The organism is Ignavibacteriales bacterium (genome assembly GCA_015709675.1).
Lineage (GTDB): Bacteria > Bacteroidota > Ignavibacteria > Ignavibacteriales > Ignavibacteriaceae > H2-BAC3.
Genome location: CP054182.1, coordinates 3,079,134 through 3,100,876 on the forward strand (window position 1 = coordinate 3,079,134; position 21,743 = coordinate 3,100,876).

Annotated in this window: 21 protein-coding genes and 2 tRNA genes; 9 read left to right on the forward strand and 14 right to left on the reverse strand. The window is 43.7% G+C overall.

Annotation, left to right across the window (positions count from 1 at the left end; genetic code table 11):
• Positions 1-59 precede the first annotated feature (59 nt).
• The 3 genes from HRU80_11910 (at position 60) to HRU80_11920 (ending at position 3,099) form a co-directional block, all read left to right on the forward strand.
• The gene (locus tag HRU80_11910) at positions 60-2,825 is read left to right on the forward strand and encodes a cation-translocating P-type ATPase (GenBank protein QOJ29539.1); all 2,766 of its coding nucleotides are present in this window, start codon (positions 60-62) and stop codon (positions 2,823-2,825) included.
• A gap of 77 nt (positions 2,826-2,902) precedes the next feature.
• Positions 2,903-2,975 (forward strand) — tRNA-Gly (locus HRU80_11915).
• Positions 2,976-3,025: 50 nt separating this feature from the next.
• Positions 3,026-3,099 (forward strand) — tRNA-Cys (locus HRU80_11920).
• A 273-nt stretch (positions 3,100-3,372) separates the two neighbouring features.
• Here the strand turns inward: HRU80_11920 and HRU80_11925 are convergent.
• From HRU80_11925 to HRU80_11990, 14 genes are all read right to left on the reverse strand, one after another.
• On the reverse strand, positions 3,373-4,032 hold the full coding sequence (locus tag HRU80_11925) for an energy transducer TonB (GenBank protein QOJ29540.1): 660 nt from the start codon (positions 4,030-4,032) through the stop codon (positions 3,373-3,375).
• 110 nt (positions 4,033-4,142) lie between these two features.
• Positions 4,143-4,559 carry a VanZ family protein gene (gene vanZ / locus HRU80_11930; GenBank protein ID QOJ29541.1) on the reverse strand — a complete coding sequence of 139 codons (417 nt, stop codon included), beginning with the start codon at positions 4,557-4,559 and terminating at the stop codon, positions 4,143-4,145.
• The gene (locus HRU80_11935; GenBank protein QOJ29542.1) at positions 4,540-6,138 is read right to left on the reverse strand and encodes an NAD(P)H-hydrate dehydratase; all 1,599 of its coding nucleotides are present in this window, start codon (positions 6,136-6,138) and stop codon (positions 4,540-4,542) included. Before HRU80_11935 ends, vanZ begins: the two co-directional genes overlap by 20 nt.
• Positions 6,139-6,154: 16 nt before the next feature.
• Entirely contained in the window at positions 6,155-7,585 is a 1,431-nt protein-coding gene (locus tag HRU80_11940; protein ID QOJ29543.1) for an NADH-quinone oxidoreductase subunit N, read from the reverse strand.
• Positions 7,586-7,587: 2 nt separating this feature from the next.
• On the reverse strand, positions 7,588-7,953 hold the full coding sequence (locus tag HRU80_11945; GenBank protein QOJ29544.1) for a hypothetical protein: 366 nt from the start codon (positions 7,951-7,953) through the stop codon (positions 7,588-7,590).
• 6 nt (positions 7,954-7,959) lie between these two features.
• A complete protein-coding gene (locus tag HRU80_11950) occupies positions 7,960-9,348 on the reverse strand; it encodes a sodium:proton antiporter (protein QOJ29545.1) in 1,389 nt (462 codons plus the stop codon).
• Positions 9,349-9,357: 9 nt separating this feature from the next.
• Positions 9,358-10,872, reverse strand: coding sequence for an NADH-quinone oxidoreductase subunit M (locus tag HRU80_11955; GenBank protein ID QOJ29546.1), 1,515 nt, complete (start codon positions 10,870-10,872; stop codon positions 9,358-9,360).
• A 1-nt stretch (position 10,873) separates the two neighbouring features.
• Positions 10,874-12,814 carry an NADH-quinone oxidoreductase subunit L gene (gene nuoL, locus HRU80_11960; GenBank protein ID QOJ29547.1) on the reverse strand — a complete coding sequence of 647 codons (1,941 nt, stop codon included), beginning with the start codon at positions 12,812-12,814 and terminating at the stop codon, positions 10,874-10,876.
• 16 nt (positions 12,815-12,830) lie between these two features.
• Positions 12,831-13,133, reverse strand: coding sequence for an NADH-quinone oxidoreductase subunit NuoK (nuoK, locus tag HRU80_11965; GenBank protein ID QOJ29548.1), 303 nt, complete (start codon positions 13,131-13,133; stop codon positions 12,831-12,833).
• Between the two features lie 8 nt (positions 13,134-13,141).
• Positions 13,142-13,657 (reverse strand): NADH-quinone oxidoreductase subunit J, encoded by a 516-nt coding sequence (locus tag HRU80_11970; GenBank protein ID QOJ29549.1) that lies wholly within the window; start codon positions 13,655-13,657, stop codon positions 13,142-13,144.
• A 7-nt stretch (positions 13,658-13,664) separates the two neighbouring features.
• Complete coding sequence (asnS, locus tag HRU80_11975; GenBank protein ID QOJ29550.1) at positions 13,665-14,963, reverse strand: asparagine--tRNA ligase; 1,299 nt, start codon at positions 14,961-14,963, stop codon at positions 13,665-13,667.
• A gap of 66 nt (positions 14,964-15,029) precedes the next feature.
• Entirely contained in the window at positions 15,030-15,866 is an 837-nt protein-coding gene (locus HRU80_11980) for a D-alanyl-D-alanine carboxypeptidase family protein (protein ID QOJ29551.1), read from the reverse strand.
• Positions 15,866-16,210, reverse strand: a complete 345-nt coding sequence (locus HRU80_11985) for an STAS domain-containing protein (GenBank protein ID QOJ29552.1) — start codon at positions 16,208-16,210, stop codon at positions 15,866-15,868. The genes HRU80_11980 and HRU80_11985 overlap by 1 nt, the downstream gene beginning before the upstream one ends.
• A 14-nt stretch (positions 16,211-16,224) precedes the next feature.
• Positions 16,225-16,647, reverse strand: coding sequence for an ATP-binding protein (locus HRU80_11990; protein QOJ29553.1), 423 nt, complete (start codon positions 16,645-16,647; stop codon positions 16,225-16,227).
• 153 nt (positions 16,648-16,800) lie between these two features.
• Between HRU80_11990 and HRU80_11995 the strand changes: the two genes are divergently transcribed.
• The 6 genes from HRU80_11995 to HRU80_12020 all read left to right on the forward strand — a co-directional run bounded on the left by HRU80_11995 (position 16,801) and on the right by HRU80_12020 (position 21,737).
• The gene (locus HRU80_11995) at positions 16,801-17,583 is read left to right on the forward strand and encodes an inositol monophosphatase (protein QOJ29554.1); all 783 of its coding nucleotides are present in this window, start codon (positions 16,801-16,803) and stop codon (positions 17,581-17,583) included.
• Positions 17,567-18,310 carry a tRNA pseudouridine(38-40) synthase TruA gene (gene truA / locus HRU80_12000; GenBank protein QOJ29555.1) on the forward strand — a complete coding sequence of 248 codons (744 nt, stop codon included), beginning with the start codon at positions 17,567-17,569 and terminating at the stop codon, positions 18,308-18,310. The genes HRU80_11995 and truA overlap by 17 nt, the downstream gene beginning before the upstream one ends.
• Positions 18,300-19,037: an SDR family oxidoreductase gene (locus tag HRU80_12005; GenBank protein QOJ29556.1), complete on the forward strand. Its 738-nt coding sequence runs from the start codon at positions 18,300-18,302 to the stop codon at positions 19,035-19,037. Before truA ends, HRU80_12005 begins: the two co-directional genes overlap by 11 nt.
• Before the next feature lie 24 nt (positions 19,038-19,061).
• Positions 19,062-19,589 carry a hypothetical protein gene (locus HRU80_12010; protein ID QOJ29557.1) on the forward strand — a complete coding sequence of 176 codons (528 nt, stop codon included), beginning with the start codon at positions 19,062-19,064 and terminating at the stop codon, positions 19,587-19,589.
• Entirely contained in the window at positions 19,576-20,352 is a 777-nt protein-coding gene (locus tag HRU80_12015; GenBank protein ID QOJ29558.1) for a hypothetical protein, read from the forward strand. Before HRU80_12010 ends, HRU80_12015 begins: the two co-directional genes overlap by 14 nt.
• Before the next feature lie 80 nt (positions 20,353-20,432).
• On the forward strand, positions 20,433-21,737 hold the full coding sequence (locus HRU80_12020) for a M20/M25/M40 family metallo-hydrolase (GenBank protein ID QOJ29559.1): 1,305 nt from the start codon (positions 20,433-20,435) through the stop codon (positions 21,735-21,737).
• Positions 21,738-21,743: the final 6 nt, after the last annotated feature.

Consider the following 21,743-nt stretch of genomic DNA (forward strand, 5'->3'; position numbering starts at 1 on the left):
GATCAAATTTAATAGGTTATTTTATAATTTTGTTTTTAAACGATTGAGAGCGGATCTATATGTCAGAATATAAACCTGGAGCTTTGACGAAGGAATTATCACAATGGTACCATTCCCAGGTTAAAGATGTATTTGTTGAACTACAAACCGGTAATAATGGCCTGACTTCAGAAGAAGCAGCTCAGCGCCTTGAGAATTACGGCCCCAATGCTCTGGATGCGGAAAAGAAGGATCCGGCCTGGCTTTTACTGGTTCGTCAGTTCACAAGCCTGCTTATTGTGATTCTGTTTGCGGCGGCAGTCATCGCGGCTTTTATGGGAGACGTAGTTGAAGCCGTAGCCATCATCGTAATTGTAGTTCTGGCTGGTGTGACTGGTTTTATTCAGGAATTTCAGGCAGGCAAGGCGATTGAATCCCTTAAAAAGATGGCGGCACCGCAAGCTCATGTAATAAGGGACGGCGTCGAAAAAGTTGTAAACTCAGAAGATCTGGTTCCTGGTGATGTTGTTGTCCTGAAAACCGGTGATAAAATTCCTGCAGATGCGCGCCTCATAGAAGCACAAAACCTGAGAGTCGAGGAAGCTTCTCTCACGGGAGAATCTCTGGCAGTTGAAAAACATACACATGAAATTTTAGAGCTTGATGTACCCCTCGGAGACCGTAAAAATATGGTTTATATGGGGACATCCATTTCCTACGGCCGCGGCAAGGCAATCGTAACTGATACCGGAATGAAAACTGAGTTTGGTAAGATTGCTTCCCTTCTGCAGAATACTGAAAACCGTAAAACCCCGCTCCAGCAGAATCTTGATGAACTCGGAAAGAAAATCGGTATTTTTTCAATTATCCTGGCGGGTGCAATGTCCGTTCTTGGAGTATTCCAGGGACATACGATTGTTGAAATGTTCGTCTGGGGTGTTGCTGTTGCAGTAGCTGTTATTCCAGAAGCATTGCCGGCAGTTGTGACCATTTCTCTGGCCCTTGGTGTCAGAAGAATGGTTAAAAGAAGAGCACTTATCCGCAAACTTCCCGCTGTTGAAACCCTTGGGGCAATTAATATCATCTGCTCAGATAAAACCGGTACGCTTACTCAGGATGAAATGACCATCCGTAAAATTTACAGCGGCGGAGAGGTTTTTGATCTGACCGGAGTTGGCTATAATCCTGCCGGTGAATTTCACATTAATGGTACAAAAACAGACGTAAGCGGTAAAACCGATCTGATGGCACTGCTGACCTATGGCTCTCTCTGTAACGATACAAAAATCGTGAAAGATGACGAGGGATGGGATGTGCTTGGCGATCCGACAGAAGGCGGAATCGTTGTTGCTGCAGAAAAAGCCGGTATCAAAGTTGAGGACATTCGCGGCAAACATGAACGAATTCATGAGATCCCATTCTCCTCAGAAACAAAGCGTATGTCAACCGTTCATAACGTTAACGGCACCAGAATGGTTTCAAGCAAGGGAGCAGTCGAGGTTATCCTTGATTCCTGCACCTACTACGCTGAGGGCGGTAAATCCGTTCCGCTGACTCCTGAAAAACGTTCACAGATCCTTGATGTCGCAACCGGGTTTGGCGAAAATGCACTCAGAGTGCTGGGAATATCCTATAAAGAAATGCCGAACACTGCGGATGATTACAGCGGCGGTGAAAATGCTGAGGCATTCAAAGATATTGAAAAGGATATGACCTTTGCCGGTTTAGTCGGCATGATTGATCCTCCAAGAATGGAAGTTAAAGATTCCATTAAAACCTGTTTCTCAGCCGGTATTAAACCAATCATGATTACCGGTGATCATAAAATCACCGCTGTGGCTGTAGCAAAAGAGCTTGGCATTCTCCGTAACGGACGTGCAATTTCAGGTACAGAACTTGAAAAAATGAGCGACAAAGAATTCGAAATGAGCGTTGATAACACAGAAGTGTATGCACGTATTTCTCCCGCTCACAAGCTGAAGATCGTTGAATCACTTATGAAAAAGGGCAATATCGTTGCGATGACCGGTGACGGAGTTAACGATGCCCCTTCTCTCAAAAAAGCTGATATCGGTGTCGCGATGGGCATCACCGGTACGGACGTGAGCAAGGAAGCAGCAGATATGATTCTGACTGATGATAACTTTGCTTCGATTGTTAATGCAGTAGAAGAAGGCAGAAGCATCTTTGAAAATATCCGCAAATATCTGGTATATCTTCTCAGCGGAAATATGGGTACTGTATTCGCGATGATCATTACTCTGCTTGCTACCCTTCCTCTGCCGCTTCATGCAGTGCAGATCTTATTCATCAACTTTATTATGGACGGGCTTATCGCCATCGCCCTGGGAGTAGAGCCGCCAGAACCCGGTATCATGACCAAGAGACCACGTAAAGTGAATGAAGGAATTCTTAATACAAAAGCTCTCTGGTTTATCGGTGCTGTCGGTTTATGGATATCCTTAGTAACCACGGCGGTATTTGTCTGGGGCCTTAATGATATGAGTTTATATCCTGAAGGTACTGACGCCAAGACTATTGAAACAACAGCAGTTACCATGTTCTTCATGACGCTGATTTTCGCAAGATTATTCAATGGTTATAACTGCCGCTCGCTCTATCAGTCATCTTTTGCCATGAAAGTTTTTTCCAACAAATCTCTTTTCCTGGCAACGGGAGTTGCACTATTGATGTCCCTTTCATCTGTCGGATTTGAGATTTTACATCCGATATTTAAGGTTACCTATCTGACTGGATTTGAGTGGGTAGTAATCATTGGTGCCGGAGCAAGCACATTAGTATTCGGAGAAATCTGGAAACTGATAACAAAGAATAAATTTAACTAAGTCTGTTTGACAAAAACCTAAAAATCATTATATTTGTATTCTGTTTCGGGCAATTTCCGGAACAGAATAACAGATAAGCGGGAATAGCTCAGTTGGTAGAGCGCAACCTTGCCAAGGTTGAAGTCGCGGGTTCAAGTCCCGTTTCCCGCTCAAAAGCAAAATCCACGCTTTGGTGTGGATTTTGTTTTTTATAGCGATATGGCGCTGTACCCAAGTGGCTTAAGGGGAAGGTCTGCAAAACCTTTATTCGTCGGTTCGAATCCGACCGGCGCCTCAGAGATTAAAAACCCGGAAATTTACTTCCGGGTTTTTTTATTCAGTGATTTTCCTGCCTCCCAGACCAGTCATCCTTGTAACCATTTCCCCTGCTGCCGGTAAGAACTATCAGTACTCTTTTTATCACTGCGTCCAGCAATCCAAGTCATTTCTTTTTTGTCTTTGTATATGACAAATGCTTATTGCTTCTGCGCGCTGATTGCATCACTTTTTTTTAAGCTGGTTTAAAAATAAAAAGCCCCTCAGGTGAGGGGCTTTTTTTCAAAGAAAATTATTGTAGTCTGAATACGACCGGAATAGCAACCTGAACTTTCACAGGCTTACCGCGCTGTTTACCAGGCTTAAATTTGGTCTGTTTTACGGCTTCCATTGCAGCTTCGTCGCATCCGGCGCCGATACCTTTAACAACTTCAACCTTGGTTACCTCGCCCCCTTCGTTAACGAATGCCTTGATAAATACCTTACCTTCAACACCGGCTCTCTTTGCAATTTCAGGATAAACAATCTTACTCTGAATTGCACCGATGCCTCCGATTGGTTCAGGCATTTCTTCAACCGCAACGAAATACTGAGGCTCTTCTTCAACAATGGTACGGGTCTCTTCTTTTGGAGGAGGAGGTGCTTCTACCACTGCCTGCTCGTCTATTTCTGTGTCGGCTATTTCGATATCGTCAAGAACATTATCAGATGGTGCTTCAATCGGGATAGGCGGTTTAGGCGGTGGAGGAGGGCGGTTCTCCTGCTTTGTCTGCTGGATATCCTCTACGCTAAACAGCTCCTGCGGAGCATCAAAATCAACTTCCTGCGCTTTCATATCAGGCCAGAACTTGAAGGCAACAATCATAAAAGCCAGTGCAATAATGACCGCAAGTTCAAAGGTCCTTTTGTATTTGCTGCGCATGTCAGCTATTGGGTTTTTCATTCGAAGCATTTTAGCCTCCTGTAATCCTGTTTATAAAACTCTTTTCAAACTTTATACTACCGAAAAATAGAAAAGTTCCAGCTATTTTTTTAGTGTTTTTTGAGGGAAAATTAAGGTTTTCAGGAAAAACTTTTATTTTCACCCGTTTTAACCGGCAGTCTCAAAAAACCGAGACAAAGATATGCACCCAGAATACTGCCCGCAAAATCAGCCAGCCAGTCCAGAAATTCGGCATTACGCCCCGGAATAAAACTCTGATGAAACTCATCCAGTGCACCGTAAAGAGTCGCCACAGTTATGGCTGCCAGAACTGCATAACCTCTGAGTTCCGGGTACTTTTTCTGAACCATAAATGCGAGCGTCAGCAGAAAACTAAGTCCGCCGTACGCAAGAAAGTGCATCGTCTTGTCACTGTATGAAATTTCAGGAAGACTTTTCGACGGAATTGATGTAGCAATAAGCAGTGTCAGCCAATAAACCACAAGCGGAAAATAGACAGCATACTTTTTATTTTTTTCAAGAAATTGTAGTATCAACGGACTCCCTCAAAAGTTTAATTGCATCAGGAATAATATCAATAATGTCAGACGCAGAATAACCATAAAATGTTTTATTCGCCGACAGAATATCAGCCGCAAGACCATGCAGATATACTCCTGATATAACCGCTTTTTCCCTGTCCTTATACTGTGCGTAGAATCCGGATATCATTCCGGCAAGCACATCCCCTGACCCGATTTTAGCAAGCCCCTGATTTCCAGTTGTGTTAATGAATGACTCACCGGAATCACCGAAAATTATGGTCCTGAAATCCTTATAGACCAGAATCACATTATTCTCCTCCGCGAATGACTTCCCTGCCGATAGCAGGTCTTTGCGCATCACATCAATGTTTTTTCCTGTAAGCCGCGAAAACTCGCCCGGATGTGGGGTGAGAATTACCTGATTCAAAGGAAATTCAGAAATACCAGAAGAGATGGCATTAAGACCGTCAGCGTCCAGAACTGCAGCAACTTCCCACTTCAGCAATTCCCTCAGTGCTGAAACTGTTTCTTCTGATCTGCCTAATCCGGGACCTATCAGAAGGGTATCACTTTCTTCTGTTTGTTTTTTAAGTTCAGGAAGCGCTTCGGGTATCAGATATCCTTTGCCGGCATCATCATACTGGACAATGATTAATTCAGGCTGATTAAGCTGGGAAACGATAGCTGTATATACTGATGAGGGTACGGCAAGTTTAACTGAGCCGCATCCTGTCTTGAGAGCCGCTTTTGCCGAGAGAACCGCTGCTCCGGGATAAGTCCTGCTCCCTGCAATAATCAGAAGTCTGCCCCCTGAGTATTTATGTATACCCCGCTCTTTGACGGGAAGAGAGTAAAAACAATCTTCAGGTTCCACCAAATAATCCTCAGCAGGCAGCAATTCAGGATCAAACCTGAATCCTATATCCGCAGGTATAACTTTTCCTGAATGGAGATAACCATCCCCGAAAAACAATCCCCGCTTGTACGCAGCAAGGGATATAGTATAATCAGCTTTGAACACCATTTCTTTTCCGTCATCTGAATAATCCCCTGTCAGACTGCCGGTATCAGCATCAATTCCTGCAGGTATATCAAGTGCAATCTTCCTTGCAGAAAGTAAATTCATCTTCTTAATGACCGGATGAAGTGATTCCTGCAGCGGGCCTTTTACTCCGCTGCCAAGAATTGCTTCAAAAAGCACTGTTACGTTAAGAAGTGGCGCTAAATCAATAAGTGATTTATAATTAACAAGTTCAAGCTGTGGATAGGTATTGCGGCTGTTAAGGAGGATCCTGTAGTTGGCTGCCGCATCAGGCGAGAGTTCTGATATATCAAAAAGCGAAACCAGAAGAACCTGGTAGCCGCCATTCAGGAAGTGGCGCGCAAGTGAGTAACCATCTCCTCCGTTATTCCCTTTCCCGCAGACGATTCCGATGACATCATTATCCGGATCTAATTTTAGTTCCGTTGTTGATATCTGATAGATATTTTTTGCGGCATTTTCCATCAAAACAATTGACGGAACCTGCGATCGTTCAATCACATCCCGGTCAAATTGCCTGACCTGTCCGGATGTGTAAAGAGGTATCACGTTATAGTACTGTTACTCAGAAAGAGTTAATTAGCCGGACGATTGAGCCCGGTGCGAGACCCATCATGATAACAAGGATCGCTGAGATTACGATACCAAGTAATGCTGTATGAGACTCTGTAATAATTTCATTTGCTTCAGGTTCACTCTTACGGAAATACATCACAACGATAATGCGCAGATAGAAATATGCGCTAATAGCTGAGCTTAATGCACCAAGTATTGCCAGCCATACATTGCCGGCTTCAAGCGAGGCAATAAACACATAGTATTTGCCAAAGAAACCCGCGAACGGAGGCAGTCCGGAAAGAGTAAACATGAAAAGCGCAAGCAGTCCTGCAAGCAGAGGGTTTCTGTCTGAAAGTCCGGCATAACTGTCAATTGAATCTTCAGTATCACCTTTTCTTTCAATAAGTGACACAATACCGAAGGCACCAAGATTCATGAAAGCGTATGCTGCCAGATAAAACATAATGCCCGATGTTCCGGTATCATTACCCGCCGCTAAGCCGATCAGCATATAACCGGCATGAGCAATGGAGGAATATGCCAGCATTCTCTTTATATCCGTCTGCGCGAGAGCAACAATGCTTCCAAAAATCATTGATGCGGCAGAAAGAACAGTAAAGAGAGGAGAAAATACCTGAGGATTTTTTGAACCGATAAACGGAATCATAATTAGCAGCAGCGCGCTGAATGCAGCAGCTTTGCCTATGGTTGACATCATTGCCGTAACTGAAGTGGGAGCCCCCTGATATACATCCGGTACCCACATATGGAATGGGAATGCTGCAATCTTAAAAGAAAAACCGATTACAAAGAGGAGAATACCAACATAAAAAAGAACCGGGGTTGTATCACCGCTCAGCATTGAGTAGAGTGACTGAATATTGAGTGATCCGGCTGAACCATAAATGAGAGCCATTCCATAGACGATAAATCCTGTGGCAAAGGACCCAAGAAGGAAGTATTTAAGCGATGCTTCGTTTGAACGGAGATTTTTTCTCTGGAATCCGGCAAGAACATAAAAGCAGATGGACATCAGCTCAAGTCCGATGAAAATCATTACCAGGTCGGTAGCTGATGCCATAAGCATCATGCCAAGTACGGAAGATTGCATTAAAATATAGTATTCACCAAAGTAAATATCCGCTTTCTTTAAATAATCCATCGAAAGCAGCGCGACGATTGCAGCGCCGAAATTAAAGATAAAGTAAAAGATATTTACTGTCCCGCCTGTGGCCATCATACCGCCAAAGACTGAAGAGACATTATTCACGGTATAGAGTGAATAATATGCAACAGCCAGATGCAGCAGAAAACTGAACCAGGCAAGGAAACCCTCACTCTTTTTACTGTACATTTCAACAGTAAGAGAAATCAGAATTCCCGCCCCAATCAGAAGGAGTGGAAGTATATTTAAATAGTCAGTACTTGTTAGATTCATAGTTACTCAAAAAATAAAATGTCTTTACCGGCTGATTCAATCAGCGTTTTATTCTTTTCTTTCAGATAAACAACAAATTTCAGGTGCTTCTTTTCGTCAAAGATATCCTCACCCTTTTCAACTGCAATAAACTTAATCGTTTCATACCTGGATACTTCCTCACTCAGGTTTTTGTAACCGAGAAAGTATATATCCATAAATCCTTCACCATATCCGAGGTCAATATCCTCTGAACTCTGTGAAAAATCAGTAATGATCTCATCTTCGATAATTATCTTGAGCAGCTCACAATGGAAAGGAAATATCAGTCTGTTTCCAAAGTGCATTCCAGTTGTTCCGGTGGCGATCGATTCTGTTATTGAAACCATAGCAGCTTACCTGAAGAAAAGCAGATAAATTATAAAAAATACCGGCAGCAGCACAGGGATAGAATATTTTACCATGTAGGTAAAAAAGCTTGGCATTTCTATACCAGCACGCTCACTGATTGACTTCACCATAAAATTCGGTCCATTACCGATATAGGTCATTGCACCAAAGAACACCGCTGCAACTGAGATTGCTCTCAGATAGACGTCATCATGGACAACAAACTCCATCACCTCGGATTTCACATTCACATCCAGCCCGTATTTACCCATTGCAGCACTTAAAAAGTTCAAATAGGTAGGAGCATTATCCAGGAATGAGGAGAGCGAACCGGTTGCCCAGTAAAAAGTACCCTGATTCAGGATATTACTGTATACTCTTGCCTCGTAAGCGATAAGCTGAAGCGCGGGAATCATTGTAATAAATATCCCGACAAAGAGATATGCTACCTCCTTAATAGGTTCAAAATCAAATTCATTCGCTTTAAGAACCTCCTGGTCCGCAGTACGGTAGGCTAGAACTACTACTGACATCATAATGATTTCCCGGATGCCAAACGGAAGCGGAGCCAGTGAAGGGACCCATGAAATCACTGCCGGATCAATAAAGACGCTAACAATGATTATAAACAGATAACCAATATTTTTCAGTCCTTTAAATTCTATTTTGCCACTAAAGGAAGCATCTGATTGAGCGGCCTCCCCTTTATTCATGCTGTCAATCACATAAAAGATTGCAAGAACAAAAAGAAGAGCAGGTACCCAGATATACCAGACATTCTGTATCACCCAGAAAAACGGAACACCGCGCAGAAATCCAAGAAATAATGGAGGATCACCTATGGGTGTCAGTGCACCGCCGATATTACTAACGGAAAATATAAAGAATATGATATGATATGGCTTAATCCTGTCCTTATTCATCCTGATAAAAGGACGGATGAGCAGCATTGATGCACCGGTAGTCCCGATGACATTTGCCAAAACAGAACCGGTCAGAAGGAACGCAACATTGAACAGAGGTGTTGATTTTCTGTCCACTTTGATAAGAATGCCGCCTGAAGCAACAAAGAGAGAAGCAAGAAGAGCAATAAATGAGATATACTCAGTTGCTGTGTGCAGAAGACTGGTAGTATCTCCCAGCACTCCGGCATAATAGACAGCAGTTATTATTCCGAGCAGAATGGAAATCTTCGGATAATGGTGCTCCCAGAAATGCTTGTAAAAGATTGGTCCGGTAGCTATCATCAAAAGTAACAGCACAAATGGTAAAACCATCCATGGACTTGGAAGAGCGTGCCCGGCCACATCATGCGGAGTTTCAACCAGTACATCAGCAGCATTCACTGCTGATGTAAACAAAAACGAGAAGAGAGTGAGAAGTAATTTTTTCATTGAATTAGTTTAATACTTAAATATCTCAGCAAGAAGACTCGCAGAGAATCCTTCAGTCATAATTAAAAACGTGGAGGGGTATACACCGATCCAGACAACAAAAATGAGAATAGGAATCATGATGGCTATCTCTCGGCCGGTCATATCAGTTAATTCCCTGACATGATTATTCTTTACCTCGCCAAAAACAACTCTCTGATACATCCAAAGCAAATAAACCGCAGCGAAAATAACTCCGGACGCTGCAAATACTGTGTACCACCAGCTGTTCAGAACCGGTGATTTGAAGGTTCCGATAAGGATTAGAAACTCACCGATAAATCCGTTTAATCCGGGCAGGCCGATAGATGAAAGCGAAGTAATCAGAAGCATTGTTGAATAAACGGGTAAAATCTTCGCGATTCCGCCATAATCAGCAATTTCTCTTGTATGCATTCTGTCATAAATAAAGCCCACCAAAAGGAAGAGTGCGCCTGTTGAAAGTCCGTGGTTGATCATCTGAATGATTGCCCCCTGCATTGCTTCCTGAGTGAAAGCGAAAATACCAAGAACTACAAAACCCAGATGCGCAACAGATGAATATGCAACCAGTTTCTTCATATCTTTCTGTACCATCGCCACAAAGGCACCGTAAAGAATACCTATGACCGAAAGTACGGCGAAGAGTGGTGCAAAATACACTGCTGACTGTGGGAACAAGGGAAGACAGAAGCGGATGAGTCCGTAGGTACCCATTTTCAGAAGCACTCCGGCAAGAATCACTGAGCCGGCTGTGGGCGCCTGAACGTGTGCATCCGGCAGCCAGGTGTGCAATGGAAAGAGGGGTACTTTAATAGCAAAACTCAGCGCGAATGCCAGGAACAGAATCTTCTGAATGTCAAAACCGACCTGCGGTCCGACTGAATAAAGCGCAATCAGATCCGTGGTAAATGTACCAAGCACATTAGAACCTTCGACCGCGAGCCAGATAATGGCAACAAGCATGAGCAGACTGCCTGCCATGGTGTAGATAAAGAACTTCACGGAAGCATAGATTCTTTGTTCCCCGCCCCATATACCGATGATAAAATACATCGGGATGAGCATTGCTTCCCAGAATATATAAAATAAGAAAAGATCAAGTGAGAGGAACACACCAAGCATACCCACTTCAAGCATTAGCATGAAAAAGGTAAACTCTTTAACCTTTACCTTTATATTATCCCAGGTTGCGAGCAGGGTAAGCGGGGTTAAAAAGGTTGTGAGCAGCACCAGAATAAGGGATAGACCGTCAATGCCAACCTTGTAGGAAATATTAAAATCAGAAATCCAGGGGAAGGTATGTACCATCTGGAATTCCTTAAATCCGTTTTTACCGTAATCAAAAAGATCAAGGATATATAACGAAACAATAAATGCCGCGATGGAGACTACAAGACCTGCTGTTCTGACGATACTATCCTTCCCTTTTGGGATAAACAGGATGGCCAGGGACCCCACCAGAGGAATCAGTATGAGAAGTGTTAAAATTGATTCGCTATTCATATTACAAACTTGTTATAATCCAAAATAGTGCGGTTAAAATTCCAAGCATCATCACGAGTGCATAAAACTGCGTGACGCCGGTCTGCATTCTTCTGATGACATCTGCTGATCTCAGGAAAAACGATGCTGTACCGTTCACAAGACCGTCAATCAGTTTTACATCTGCTACTTTCCAGAGCACTTTGTCCGAAAACTTTACCAAAGGATTGACTACGGTCGCGTCATACACTTCATCCACAAAATATTTGTTCAGGAGCAGGTTATACACTCCCTTAAAACGCGAGGCTGTCTGAGCCGCAATTTCCTGTCTTTTTGTATATATCGTGAGCGCCAGATAGATGGCTGAGCCTGCCAGAGCGACTGAAACTGCCATAAGGATCAGTTCCGTTGTATGAGAGTGGGTTCCGTGAGCTGAAAGCTTGGAAGCTGCCTGAGCAAAGACCGGTTCAAGCCAGCCATGAAACAAATTGCCATGAGCACCGGAAAAGACTTCCGGAATACCAATGAATCCGCCAATGATGCTCAGTACTGCAAGAATCATCAGAGGCACGGTCATAACAGCCGGTGATTCATGAGGATGAACATGATGATGATCAAAACGCTCTTTCCCGAAGAAAGTAAGGGATACCAGGCGGAACATATAGAAAGCGGTCATCAGAGCAGTAATAGCTCCGACCAGCCAGAATCCGAAACCGCCGTTGGCAAAAGAATACCAGAGAATCTCATCTTTTGAAAAGAAACCTGAAAAAGGAGGAATTCCCGCGATGGCAATCGCCGCAATCAGGAATGTGAGATATGTGCGGGGCATATATTTCTTCAGCCCTCCGTATTTCATAATATTCTGCTCTTCATGCATTCCATGGATCACAGAGCCGGCGCCAAGGAATAAAAGCGCCTTGAAGAACGCGTGGGTCATTACGTGAAAGATTCCAGCACTGAATGCACCGACACCAAGTGCAAGGAACATATATCCAAGCTGGCTCACTGTTGAATACGCCAGTACCTTTTTAATATCAGTCTGAACCAGGCCTATGGTGGCCGCAAAGAATGCAGTCAGAATTCCAATTACCGCAACTACATCCATCATTACGGCAGAAGAAGCAAAAATTACAGAAGTTCTTGCCACCATATATACACCGGCAGTCACCATCGTTGCAGCATGGATGAGTGCTGAAACCGGGGTTGGGCCGGCCATTGCATCAGGAAGCCAGACGTAAAGCGGAATCTGTGCTGATTTACCGGTTGCTCCTATAAAAAGGAAGAGCGCGATCATGGTGAACACAAACTCTGAAGTTCCACCCGCGGCTGCGGCCGGAAGCACTTCTGAAAATGTAAGGCTTCCGAACTCCATAAAGATCAAAAACATTCCGAGAAGGAATCCAAAGTCACCAATTCTGTTTACAACAAATGCTTTCTTGGCTGCATCCGCAACGGTACTTTTTTCAAATTTACGGTCATACCAGAATCCGATGAGGAGATACGAGCAGAGGCCCACACCTTCCCAGCCAAGGAAAAGAAGAAGGAAATTATCAGCGAGAATCAGATTCATCATCGCAAAGATGAAAAGGTTCAGATATGCAAAAAATCTCCAGAATCCTTTATCTCCGTGCATGTATCCGATGGAATAAATATGAATCAGGAAACCAACGCCCGTTACCACAAGAGCCATCACAATAGAAAGCTGATCTACCTGATATGCAGCAGAAATATCAAGTCCGCCGGTCTTTAGCCAGGTGAAAAGCGTGACTATGACGGTTCTCTGTTCAGCGGGAAGTGCAAGCAGTTCGAAAAACGCGCCTGCAGCAATAACGAACGGGATTCCGACCGCACTGCTTCCGATTATGCCTATTACTTTTTCATTTTTAATTTTTGATCCGAACAGTCCGTTTATCAGAAATCCGACGAACGGCAGGAGTACGGTTAAATATATTAATTGTATCATCTGTCAGATTTCCGGATTACCACTTTAGGATATTTATTTCATCAATATTGAGGGTAGCCTTGTTCCTGTATATAGCGATAAGGATAGCCAGACCTACTGCCGCTTCAGCTGCCGCGACAGCCATTACAAAAAAGACGAACAACTGACCTATTACATTACCCAGATAGGAAGAATAAGCCACAAAAGTCAGATTTGCGGAATTGAGCATCAGCTCAATGGACATGAAAACTACTATAGCGTTTCTTCTGGTAAGCACCCCAACAACACCCGTTACAAACATGAATCCGCTGAGAATAAGATAATGTTCTAATGTAATCATAGTACCTGTTATTCAAATTTCTTTTTGGATATTACCAGTGCCCCGATCGTTGCAGCCAGAAGCAGAAAAGCTATGGCTTCAAAAGGGAGCAGGTAGTTGGTTATCAGTTCCCTGCCGATAAACTCAACCTCACCGGTTCTGATTCTCTGTTCAGCAGCCACGCTCTTCCCTGATGATACCGTCCCTGCTATAATGATATATATCAGCTGAGCGAAAACCAGCACACCCACGCCAATGGAGAGTTTCTGCAGTGTCGGGTTGCCTGAGAAAATTGACTTCTCTTTTTCAGGACGGAGCAGCATAATCACGAATAAAAACAGCACCATGATGGCGCCGGCATACACAATTACCTGCACAACCGCAATAAACTGGGCGAAAAGCGTAACATAAATGCCCGCCAGAGCAGCAAAATTAAGCACTAAAAACAATGCTGATATGACAGGCTCACGCCTTGAAACAACCAGCACGGCTGTAACGGCGCATATCGTTGCGAAAAAGTAAAATAAAATAGTTTCCAAGCTCATCAGTTACCTAAGGAGTATTTCTGTAAATCATTCTTGCAAATGGAATTGTTTCCCTCACATGCTCCAGACCACAAATCCAGGCCACAGTCCGTTCAAGACCAAGGCCGAAACCTGAATGAGGGACTGAGCCGAATCTCCGCAGATCAAGGTACCACTCAAAAGCCTCCATCGGAAGATCATGTTCCTTAATTCTTTCCTGCAGCACATCCAGACTCTCTTCCCTCTGGCTTCCGCCAATGATCTCACCATAACCTTCAGGCGCAAGAACATCCACGGCAAGAGCTAAATTCGGATTTTCCGGGTCTCTTTTCATATAAAAAGCTTTAACCGCCGAAGGATAGCGGTGAACCATGACCGGCTTGTCAAATTTCGAGGAAATTACGGTCTCATCTGTCGCGCCAAGATCGTTTCCGTACTCAAACGGCAATCCTTCTTTATGCAAAATCTCAACTGCTTCATCGTATGAAATTCTTGGAAGAGGGCGGACAACACTCTGAAGTTTTGTAATGTCACGTTCAAGTATTTTCAGTTCTTCAGCCCTGTCATTAAGAACAGACTGAACAATATACTCCAGGAATTCTTCAGCCAGATCCATGTTGTCATTCAGATCATTAAATGCGACTTCAGGTTCAACCATCCAGAATTCAGTCAAATGTCTTCTGGTTTTGGATTTTTCTGCACGGAATGTGGGGCCGAAAGTGTAAACCTTACCAAGCGCTAACGCACCTGCTTCAGCGTACAACTGACCAGACTGGGTCAGATACGCTTTTCCTAGGTCAAAATACTCAGTTTCAAATAGTGTGGAGGTTCCTTCGCAGGCTGCGGGGGTAATTATCGGGGCGTCCATCAGGGTGAATCCCCTCTCGTCAAAAAAGTCCCTGATCGCCTTCACGATGCGGTGCCTGATCTTCATGATTGCCACCTGCCTGCTTGAACGCAGCCAGAGGTGCCTTTTATCCATGAGAAACTCAACCCCATGTTCTTTAGGGGTTATCGGGTAATCATGGGTTTCATGAAGAACGGTGACATCGGTAGCGTCCAGTTCATAACCGCCTGGTGAGCGGGGTTCTTCTTTAACTTTACCGGTGACGGTTATTGAGGATTCCTGACCGATTTTGTCTGTCAGTTCAAAAACTTCGGGGGTAACATTCCCCTTGAAATATACGCATTGAAGGTATCCGCTTCCGTCGCGTAAAATGAGAAAGCGTAGTTTACCTGATGACCTTTTATTGTATAGCCAACCGGAAACCTGGATTTCCTGACCGACATAGTTTTTAAGGTCTTTTATAGATATTTTTTTAGACATTAACTGAAATAAAAAAATTAAGCAGTCTGCAAATATATAAAATGTTTCCCTTTGCCCAACCCGGAATCAGGGATTTGGCTTAATTTGAGGGATATTTGAATTGGAGAAGATGCTCGTGTCCCCCTCCCAATGCCAGTGCCAGGGCTCGAAAGCAACACCAAGAGCGTTACCTCTTGGATAGGAAAGATAAAAATTGAACCTGGAAGCATTCTGCTGCAGCCAAGCATATTCTTCCAGTTTTTCGAAATCCTCTGCTCTCTGGGTACCGGAAAACCCGTTTATTCCATCTTCTGAAATAAAATCAATCGCGGTGAAAAGCGGGCTTCCATGTTCACTGAAGCCGGGCATGGCGATCCACCGGGCGTTTTCCTTGAGAGAAAAATTGCTGGTATTGACCAAATAATAAAAAAAGAGGTAAGACTGACGTCCCGGCGAGCGATAGCCGGAATCAATATAAAGCCGTCTGCCAAGATCTGCCTTCATGCTGTCCATCATCTCCTTATAGTCTCTGAAGGCATGCCTGGGGTAATACTGCACACCTGTTTCTGCGCTGTCAGGGCTATTTTGCAGAACAACATTGGGAATCTGAACCAGATCAGCGGGTTTATCCAATGAATAAAACTTCCCCTTAAACCCAAGCTCAGAGGGTGGTATCCTGAATATCCTTTTCACGAAAGCTGCTTCGTAAAAAGAAAGCATTCCCATAAGTGTATCAATGTCCAGAGTGGCTCTGAGTTCACGAGGAACATTTTTATCATGTTCCATCCACTTTTCCACAACAGAATTCGATACGTAACGATGAACCGGATTAAGACTATCGTAATCGGGCTGAATCAGGTACATGGTCACAGGCACCAGTGCCAGTGAGAGGAGTACCCCTGTTATAAGGAAGACTTTCTTCATCAGCTAAGGTAAAACAGAGACAGACCTTCTTCCCGGGTATCGGCAATTGTGAATAGTTTTTCATAACCGGTAATCTGAAACACCTTACGGTTGCTTTCGTTCATTCCGGTCAGAACCAGTTTACCAAGCTTGGCTTTCATTTTTTTCAGGGCAATCATAAAAACTCTCAGGCCCGCACTGCTAATGAATGTCAGATTTTCGCAGTCAATCAGCATTTTACTTTCATTCAGACCGTCAATGTACTCATTTATAGTGTTTTCGAAGCCCTCTGCATGCATAATATCCAGACGGCCTGAAAGCGCTATAATTCTTACCGAATTTTCCTGTTCTACATGAATTTCCATTTTTACTCCTGACATTAATTTATTTTTTTCTGAACTGTAAAAATATTGAATTCCCCTTCTCTTTTATAATCTAAATGTTCTGAAAAATCCCTGACCATATTGATGCCCCATCCGCCAATGTGCATTTCGAGGTTAAATTCATCACGCTCTGCTTCTGTTCTCAGTTTGGAAAGGGGGTTAAACGGGCGGCCATTATCACGGAAGATCATAGTCAGAAGATCTTCTTCAACCCTGAATATAAGCGTGATATCTTCTTTGGTATTTCCCTGATCTGTAAATCCATAGTTGATAATATTCAGAAGAATTTCTTCAAGTATGGTATAGAGCTCATCAAGGGTTTCCTGATCGCATTTTTTTGCAAAGGGGAGTTTTAGCATTTCCTGCTCTGCACGCTGCAGTTCCCTGGTGTCCTTTTCTATTTTGAGAACGGTATCCATCCAACCTGCTGATTATTGAAATTTCATCTGTTACATAATATCAGAATTTTCTGGCATTTGGAAATGATTTCTTTAAGCCGGCAAAAGTATTTACCGCATATTTTGGCTAAACCTGACCAAAATATTATCAATTATAATTTAATTTTAAGAATGATGTTTGAAAAATTACTTGAAATTACTGCCCAGGCCTCCTCATTTGTTAGAGAGAAGGCACTCACCCCCTTTACTGTTGAATTCAAAACCGGGGAAATGAACCTGGTGACCGATGCTGATAAAGGATCAGAAAAACTGATTATTGACTTCATCCATAAAAATTTTCCCGGGCACGGGATTCTGGCTGAGGAATCCGGAGGAGAGGATCAAAATGCTGAATATCTTTGGGTAATTGACCCCTTGGACGGAACCACAAACTTTGCCCACGGACTCCCTCTTTACGCGGTATCTATCGGTGTTATGAAAAACGGTGAGACAATCATGGGAGCGGTTGCAGATGTTTCGCGCGGAATTATTTATTCAGCTGAAAAAGGGGGAGGCGCTTACGCAAACAATAAAAGAATTACCGTCAGTTCAAGGAGCCGTCTTGAGGAATCCCTCTTGGTAACCGGCTTCCCTTATGATGTCCGTGAACATGCTGACCCGATTCTTAATGTTCTGGGTGGTTTTCTCAAAACTGCCCGTGGTATAAGACGGCTTGGCTCAGCCGCACTGGATTTTTGCTTTATCGCACAGGGAGTATTCGACGGATACTGGGAAATGCACCTGCAGTCCTGGGATATTTGCGCAGGGCAAATAATTGTTGAGGAAGCTGGCGGCAGAGTGACCGATTTTGCAGGTAATAGATTGAGCATCTTCTCAAAAGAAATCCTCTGTTCTAACGGACTGATTCACCCGCTCATGCACAAGATCATCGCAGAGTCACTTGGACGCAATTCGTAATTACGCAGTTACTATTGCCTATGACGGCACGAACTACAGCGGATGGCAGATTCAGGCAAATGCCGATTCGGTTCAGCAGAGAATTAAGGATGCTCTGCAGAAAATCTTGCGGCATGAGGTAACTCTCACCGGTGCCGGAAGGACGGACACCGGAGTTCATGCCCTGGGGCAGACTGCAAATTTCAAGACTGAAAAGGAACTTGATGCTTTTCAGTTCCTATATTCACTGAACTCAATGCTTCCGTATGATATTGCCGTACGGGATTTACGGGAGGTTCCCCTCTCCTTCGATGCACGGCACAGCGCCGTAAGGAGATCGTATATATATGTCATCAGCCGTTTGAAAGACCCCTTCCGGTATAAATACAGCCATTATCTGTATAATCCTCCGTCAGCATCAGAACTAAACGCATTAACGGACGTTCTGATCAGGAATAATGATTTTGCTTCGTTCACAAAAAATGCTGAAAAACAGCAGCATACGCTTTGCAACTTATACTCCGCCTCATGGCGCAGTCACAGAGACTTCCTTGTTTTTACTATTACCGGCAACAGGTTTCTTCATGGTATGGTGAGAACCATCGTCGGTACACTTCTCCGTACCGCGGAGGAAGGGGGAAATGAAAATGATATTCAAAACATCCTGGACAAACGGGACAGGACAGCAGCGGGTGAGGCAGTCCCCGCAAAAGGTCTTTTTTTAAGAAAGGTTCATTATGGAAAGTGATTTTAAGGATAAAGTTATTCTTATCACCGGCGGCTCAAGAGGAATTGGCGCGGCTTGTGTTAAAGCATTCATCAAATACGGGGCAAAAGTGTACTTTACGTACCTCAATAAAAAAAAGGACCACACCTGGCTTGAACCGGCAAAAGGATTCCGGGTAAATATGAATGATGAAGATGAAATTATTTCCTGCGTAAAAAAAATTATTAAAAAAGAAAAACGGATTGATGTGCTTGTTAACAACGCAGGCATCTGGACTGACGGGAATGCAGATGAAATGTCAACCAAAGTCTGGGAAGAGACCCAGCGCGTAAACATGACCTCTTCATTTATCTTTACAAGAGAAGTACTCCCCGTTATGAAGGAACAGCGGGAAGGTAAAATTATTTTTGTCTCATCCACAGCCGGTCAGCGCGGTGAGGCATTTCATTCACATTATGCCGCTTCAAAGGGGGCAATGATTTCTTTCACTAAGTCAGTCGCCGCAGAAGCCGGACCGTTTAATATTAATGTTAACTGCGTCGCTCCGGGCTGGGTATATACTGACATGAGCATGGATGCATATACCAATGAGGAATCACTCCGGAAAATTCTTGACGGTATTCCGCTCGGACGAATTGCCACGGCTGATGATATTGCCGGTCCCATTCTCTTTCTTGCAAGCAGCCTAAGCCGCCACGTACAGGGAGAAATCCTTAACGTCAATGGCGGAAGCGTGCTTTGCGGATAATTTAAAGAGAAGCTTTACAGATATATGACGGAGTTTCTTTCTTCACTGCATCCTAAAATGGTGCACTTTCCGGTTGCACTGCTCTTTACGGCAGGTCTGCTGGAACTATTGTTTTTAATCATAAGGAAGAGGTTTATTTCTGATGCCGCGCTTTTACTGTTATGCATCGGAGTGTTTACTTCAGTAGCTGCCCTGGTTACAGGCGAACAGGCAGCGCTACAGGCCAGAGAACTGATGCAAAGTACTTCACCCGGGTATCAGCACTATCTGCTCGAGATAGAAAGGCACGAGGACTCCGCAACGATTGTTGTCTGGGTCTTCACCCTGCTGCTTATTTTGCGCGGCTGGCTCTTTATTAAAATCCGGGTTCGAAAGCAAACGATTAGTTCTTTATCCTACCTGAAGGTTATCATTGTTCTTCTTACAATCGCGGGTATGTATTTCCTTTATCAGGCAGGCGACCTGGGCGGAAGGCTGGTATATAAATATGGCATCGGGACAGAGCTCTTTAAAAAAGGCGTGAATCCGCAGGATACTCTTGGAACCGAATAAAATTTCGCTACTGAACCGCCTTACGGTTTATCTGACAGTTGTGATCATAGCATGGGGATTTTATTTTGCGGAAATCTCTCCCCTGTTTTCCTTCATCGGGTTCAGGATATATATCCCTCTGCTCCCTCTTACTTATATTATTTATCTTCGCTTCCGTAACGGTGAACCATTCCTTTTCAGGCCGTTCCCCTGGAAAACCAGCTTAGCCATTATCGCGGGAAATCTGCTTATTGCTGCAGGAGGATGGTATTTTGCACTGCTCAAATTCCGTCTTCCTGAATTTCATTTCGAACTTGCGGCTTCATCACTGGCAGACTTTCCTGTTTATTTTATCTGGAATGTTCCGCTGTTCTTTCACATCTGGTCAGGATTACGTGGCGAAAAAGAATCAGCAGGCAGTATCCTCCTGGCTTCTCTGTTTCTTCTTCTCTTCTTTTCTCCGCAAATTTATCATGAGATTCTTTCCCTCAATAAACCGGAGGAGGCTGTTCCTCTTGCCGGTTTTATCGCAGCAGTCACAGTACTGTGGATATTCTCCAAATCGCCCCTTCATTTTGCACTGAATGTTTTTAGCACTGCCTGGATTATCCTTCTGATCTACGGTACTGACCACCGGCTGCTGCTGAACACATTCCTTGCTTTCCGTTATGATGTCTGGGAGGGATTCTTTAAGGCAAAAAGCGAAATTCTCAACTATTTCAGAGCAGGCGGTGTAATGTTTTCTATACTTGTGGCTCTGTTTGCTTATAAAAGAACCACTTAGTGCAGATTCTGGCTGCACCATAGCAATACATCGAAAAATTGTTTATTTTTAATTTTTCCATTTTAAACTGCTCACTCTCAATGAAAAGACCGGCGTTTGTATTCTTTTTGCTTCTGCTGAATTCCATGCTTCTGCCGCAGCAGCATCTTTTTGATACAATTCTCAGGATGAAAGACTCCGTCAATCTGGATAATATCGTTAATCATATCCGCAATCTCCAGTATGCAGGAGGATTTTACAGCAGAGTAAATTTTACCCCCGGTAATGATTCTGCCTTCGTTTATCTGCGTGAGCAGTTTCAGCAGCTTACCAAAAACGGCACCGTCACTGTTGATACCTTCTATATATCAAGCGCAACTCCGCCGCTGAATACTCAGCCGCTGTTTAATATCACCGCTACGATTAAAGGAACTGAAGACTCACTTAAATATTATCTAATAGGCGCTCATTATGATGCTTCTGCCAGCAGAATGGGCTCAACCATATGGAATCAGCAGTGGCGGACCATTAAAGCGCCGGGAGCTGATGATAATGCCTCAGGAGTAGCGGCATTACTGGAAATGATCAGGATTCTAAGCGATACAGCTAATGGTTACAAACCGGCATATACATTAAAACTCACAGCATTTGGTGCGGAAGAAACCGGACCGGCTTATTCGAGCAATCATCATGGAAGCAAGTATATGGCCGCGCGGGCAGCGGAAAACGGACAGCGTTTGCAGGGGATGATTTCGTTTGATATGGTCGGATATAATCCCGATTATCTGTTTACATCAATAGTCTCTAATAACAATTCGAGTTTTCTGGCAAATAATCTGAGAGAAGCAAATACCCTGTTTGATGTCGGACTTCTGATGGGCAGTCTTGTTTCATCAACGGCAACATACAGTGATCATCAGTCATTCTGGGATGCTGGTTATCAGGCTTTGCTTGTGATTGAAAATGCGCCCCCATGGAATAATGGTCCGTTCTATACAGCAAATCCATATTATCATACTTCCTCAGATACACTGGAAACTCTTAATCTGAATCTGATTAAATCAGTCACCCAGTTAAATCTTACCGCTTTTGCTGCCTTTGGTTCACATCTTTCAACGGATGTACATGATAAGGAGATGACACCTGAGAATTACAAAATTCTTGAGGTTTACCCCAACCCCTTTAACGGACAGGCAAAATTGAGGTTTAATTTAAAGCAGAGCGGAATACTGCGGCTGAGTGTTTATTCGGTTACCGGTCAGGAGCAGTTTTCTGAAATGATTGAGTGCGCGGGCGGGCTGAATGAGGTACCGCTGAACGGAAATAATCTGACAAGCGGAGTTTATTTTGTGAGTCTGACGGGTAGAGACGTAGGGCTTAACGGAAAGTTTATTTTGATAAAGTAAAAGGAT

Excerpts from the sequence above, each read along its gene's own strand:
- HRU80_12010 (QOJ29557.1), top strand. The coding sequence starts at position 19,062 with ATGACGGAGTTTCTTTCTTCACTGCATCCTAAAATGGTGCACTTTCCG.
- HRU80_11970 (QOJ29549.1), bottom strand. The coding sequence starts at position 13,657 with ATGAGCTTGGAAACTATTTTATTTTACTTTTTCGCAACGATATGCGCC.
- HRU80_11985 (QOJ29552.1), bottom strand. The coding sequence starts at position 16,210 with ATGGAAATTCATGTAGAACAGGAAAATTCGGTAAGAATTATAGCGCTT.
- HRU80_11980 (QOJ29551.1), bottom strand. The coding sequence starts at position 15,866 with ATGAAGAAAGTCTTCCTTATAACAGGGGTACTCCTCTCACTGGCACTG.
- HRU80_11940 (QOJ29543.1), bottom strand. The coding sequence starts at position 7,585 with ATGAATCTAACAAGTACTGACTATTTAAATATACTTCCACTCCTTCTG.
- HRU80_11945 (QOJ29544.1), bottom strand. The coding sequence starts at position 7,953 with ATGGTTTCAATAACAGAATCGATCGCCACCGGAACAACTGGAATGCAC.
- HRU80_11955 (QOJ29546.1), bottom strand. The coding sequence starts at position 10,872 with ATGAATAGCGAATCAATTTTAACACTTCTCATACTGATTCCTCTGGTG.
- HRU80_11925 (QOJ29540.1), bottom strand. The coding sequence starts at position 4,032 with ATGCTTCGAATGAAAAACCCAATAGCTGACATGCGCAGCAAATACAAA.
- nuoK (QOJ29548.1), bottom strand. The coding sequence starts at position 13,133 with ATGATTACATTAGAACATTATCTTATTCTCAGCGGATTCATGTTTGTA.
- HRU80_12005 (QOJ29556.1), top strand. The coding sequence starts at position 18,300 with ATGGAAAGTGATTTTAAGGATAAAGTTATTCTTATCACCGGCGGCTCA.
- HRU80_11990 (QOJ29553.1), bottom strand. The coding sequence starts at position 16,647 with ATGGATACCGTTCTCAAAATAGAAAAGGACACCAGGGAACTGCAGCGT.
- HRU80_12020 (QOJ29559.1), top strand. The coding sequence starts at position 20,433 with ATGAAAAGACCGGCGTTTGTATTCTTTTTGCTTCTGCTGAATTCCATG.
- HRU80_11910 (QOJ29539.1), top strand. The coding sequence starts at position 60 with ATGTCAGAATATAAACCTGGAGCTTTGACGAAGGAATTATCACAATGG.
- HRU80_11995 (QOJ29554.1), top strand. The coding sequence starts at position 16,801 with ATGTTTGAAAAATTACTTGAAATTACTGCCCAGGCCTCCTCATTTGTT.
- asnS (QOJ29550.1), bottom strand. The coding sequence starts at position 14,963 with ATGTCTAAAAAAATATCTATAAAAGACCTTAAAAACTATGTCGGTCAG.
- nuoL (QOJ29547.1), bottom strand. The coding sequence starts at position 12,814 with ATGATACAATTAATATATTTAACCGTACTCCTGCCGTTCGTCGGATTT.
- HRU80_11950 (QOJ29545.1), bottom strand. The coding sequence starts at position 9,348 with ATGAAAAAATTACTTCTCACTCTCTTCTCGTTTTTGTTTACATCAGCA.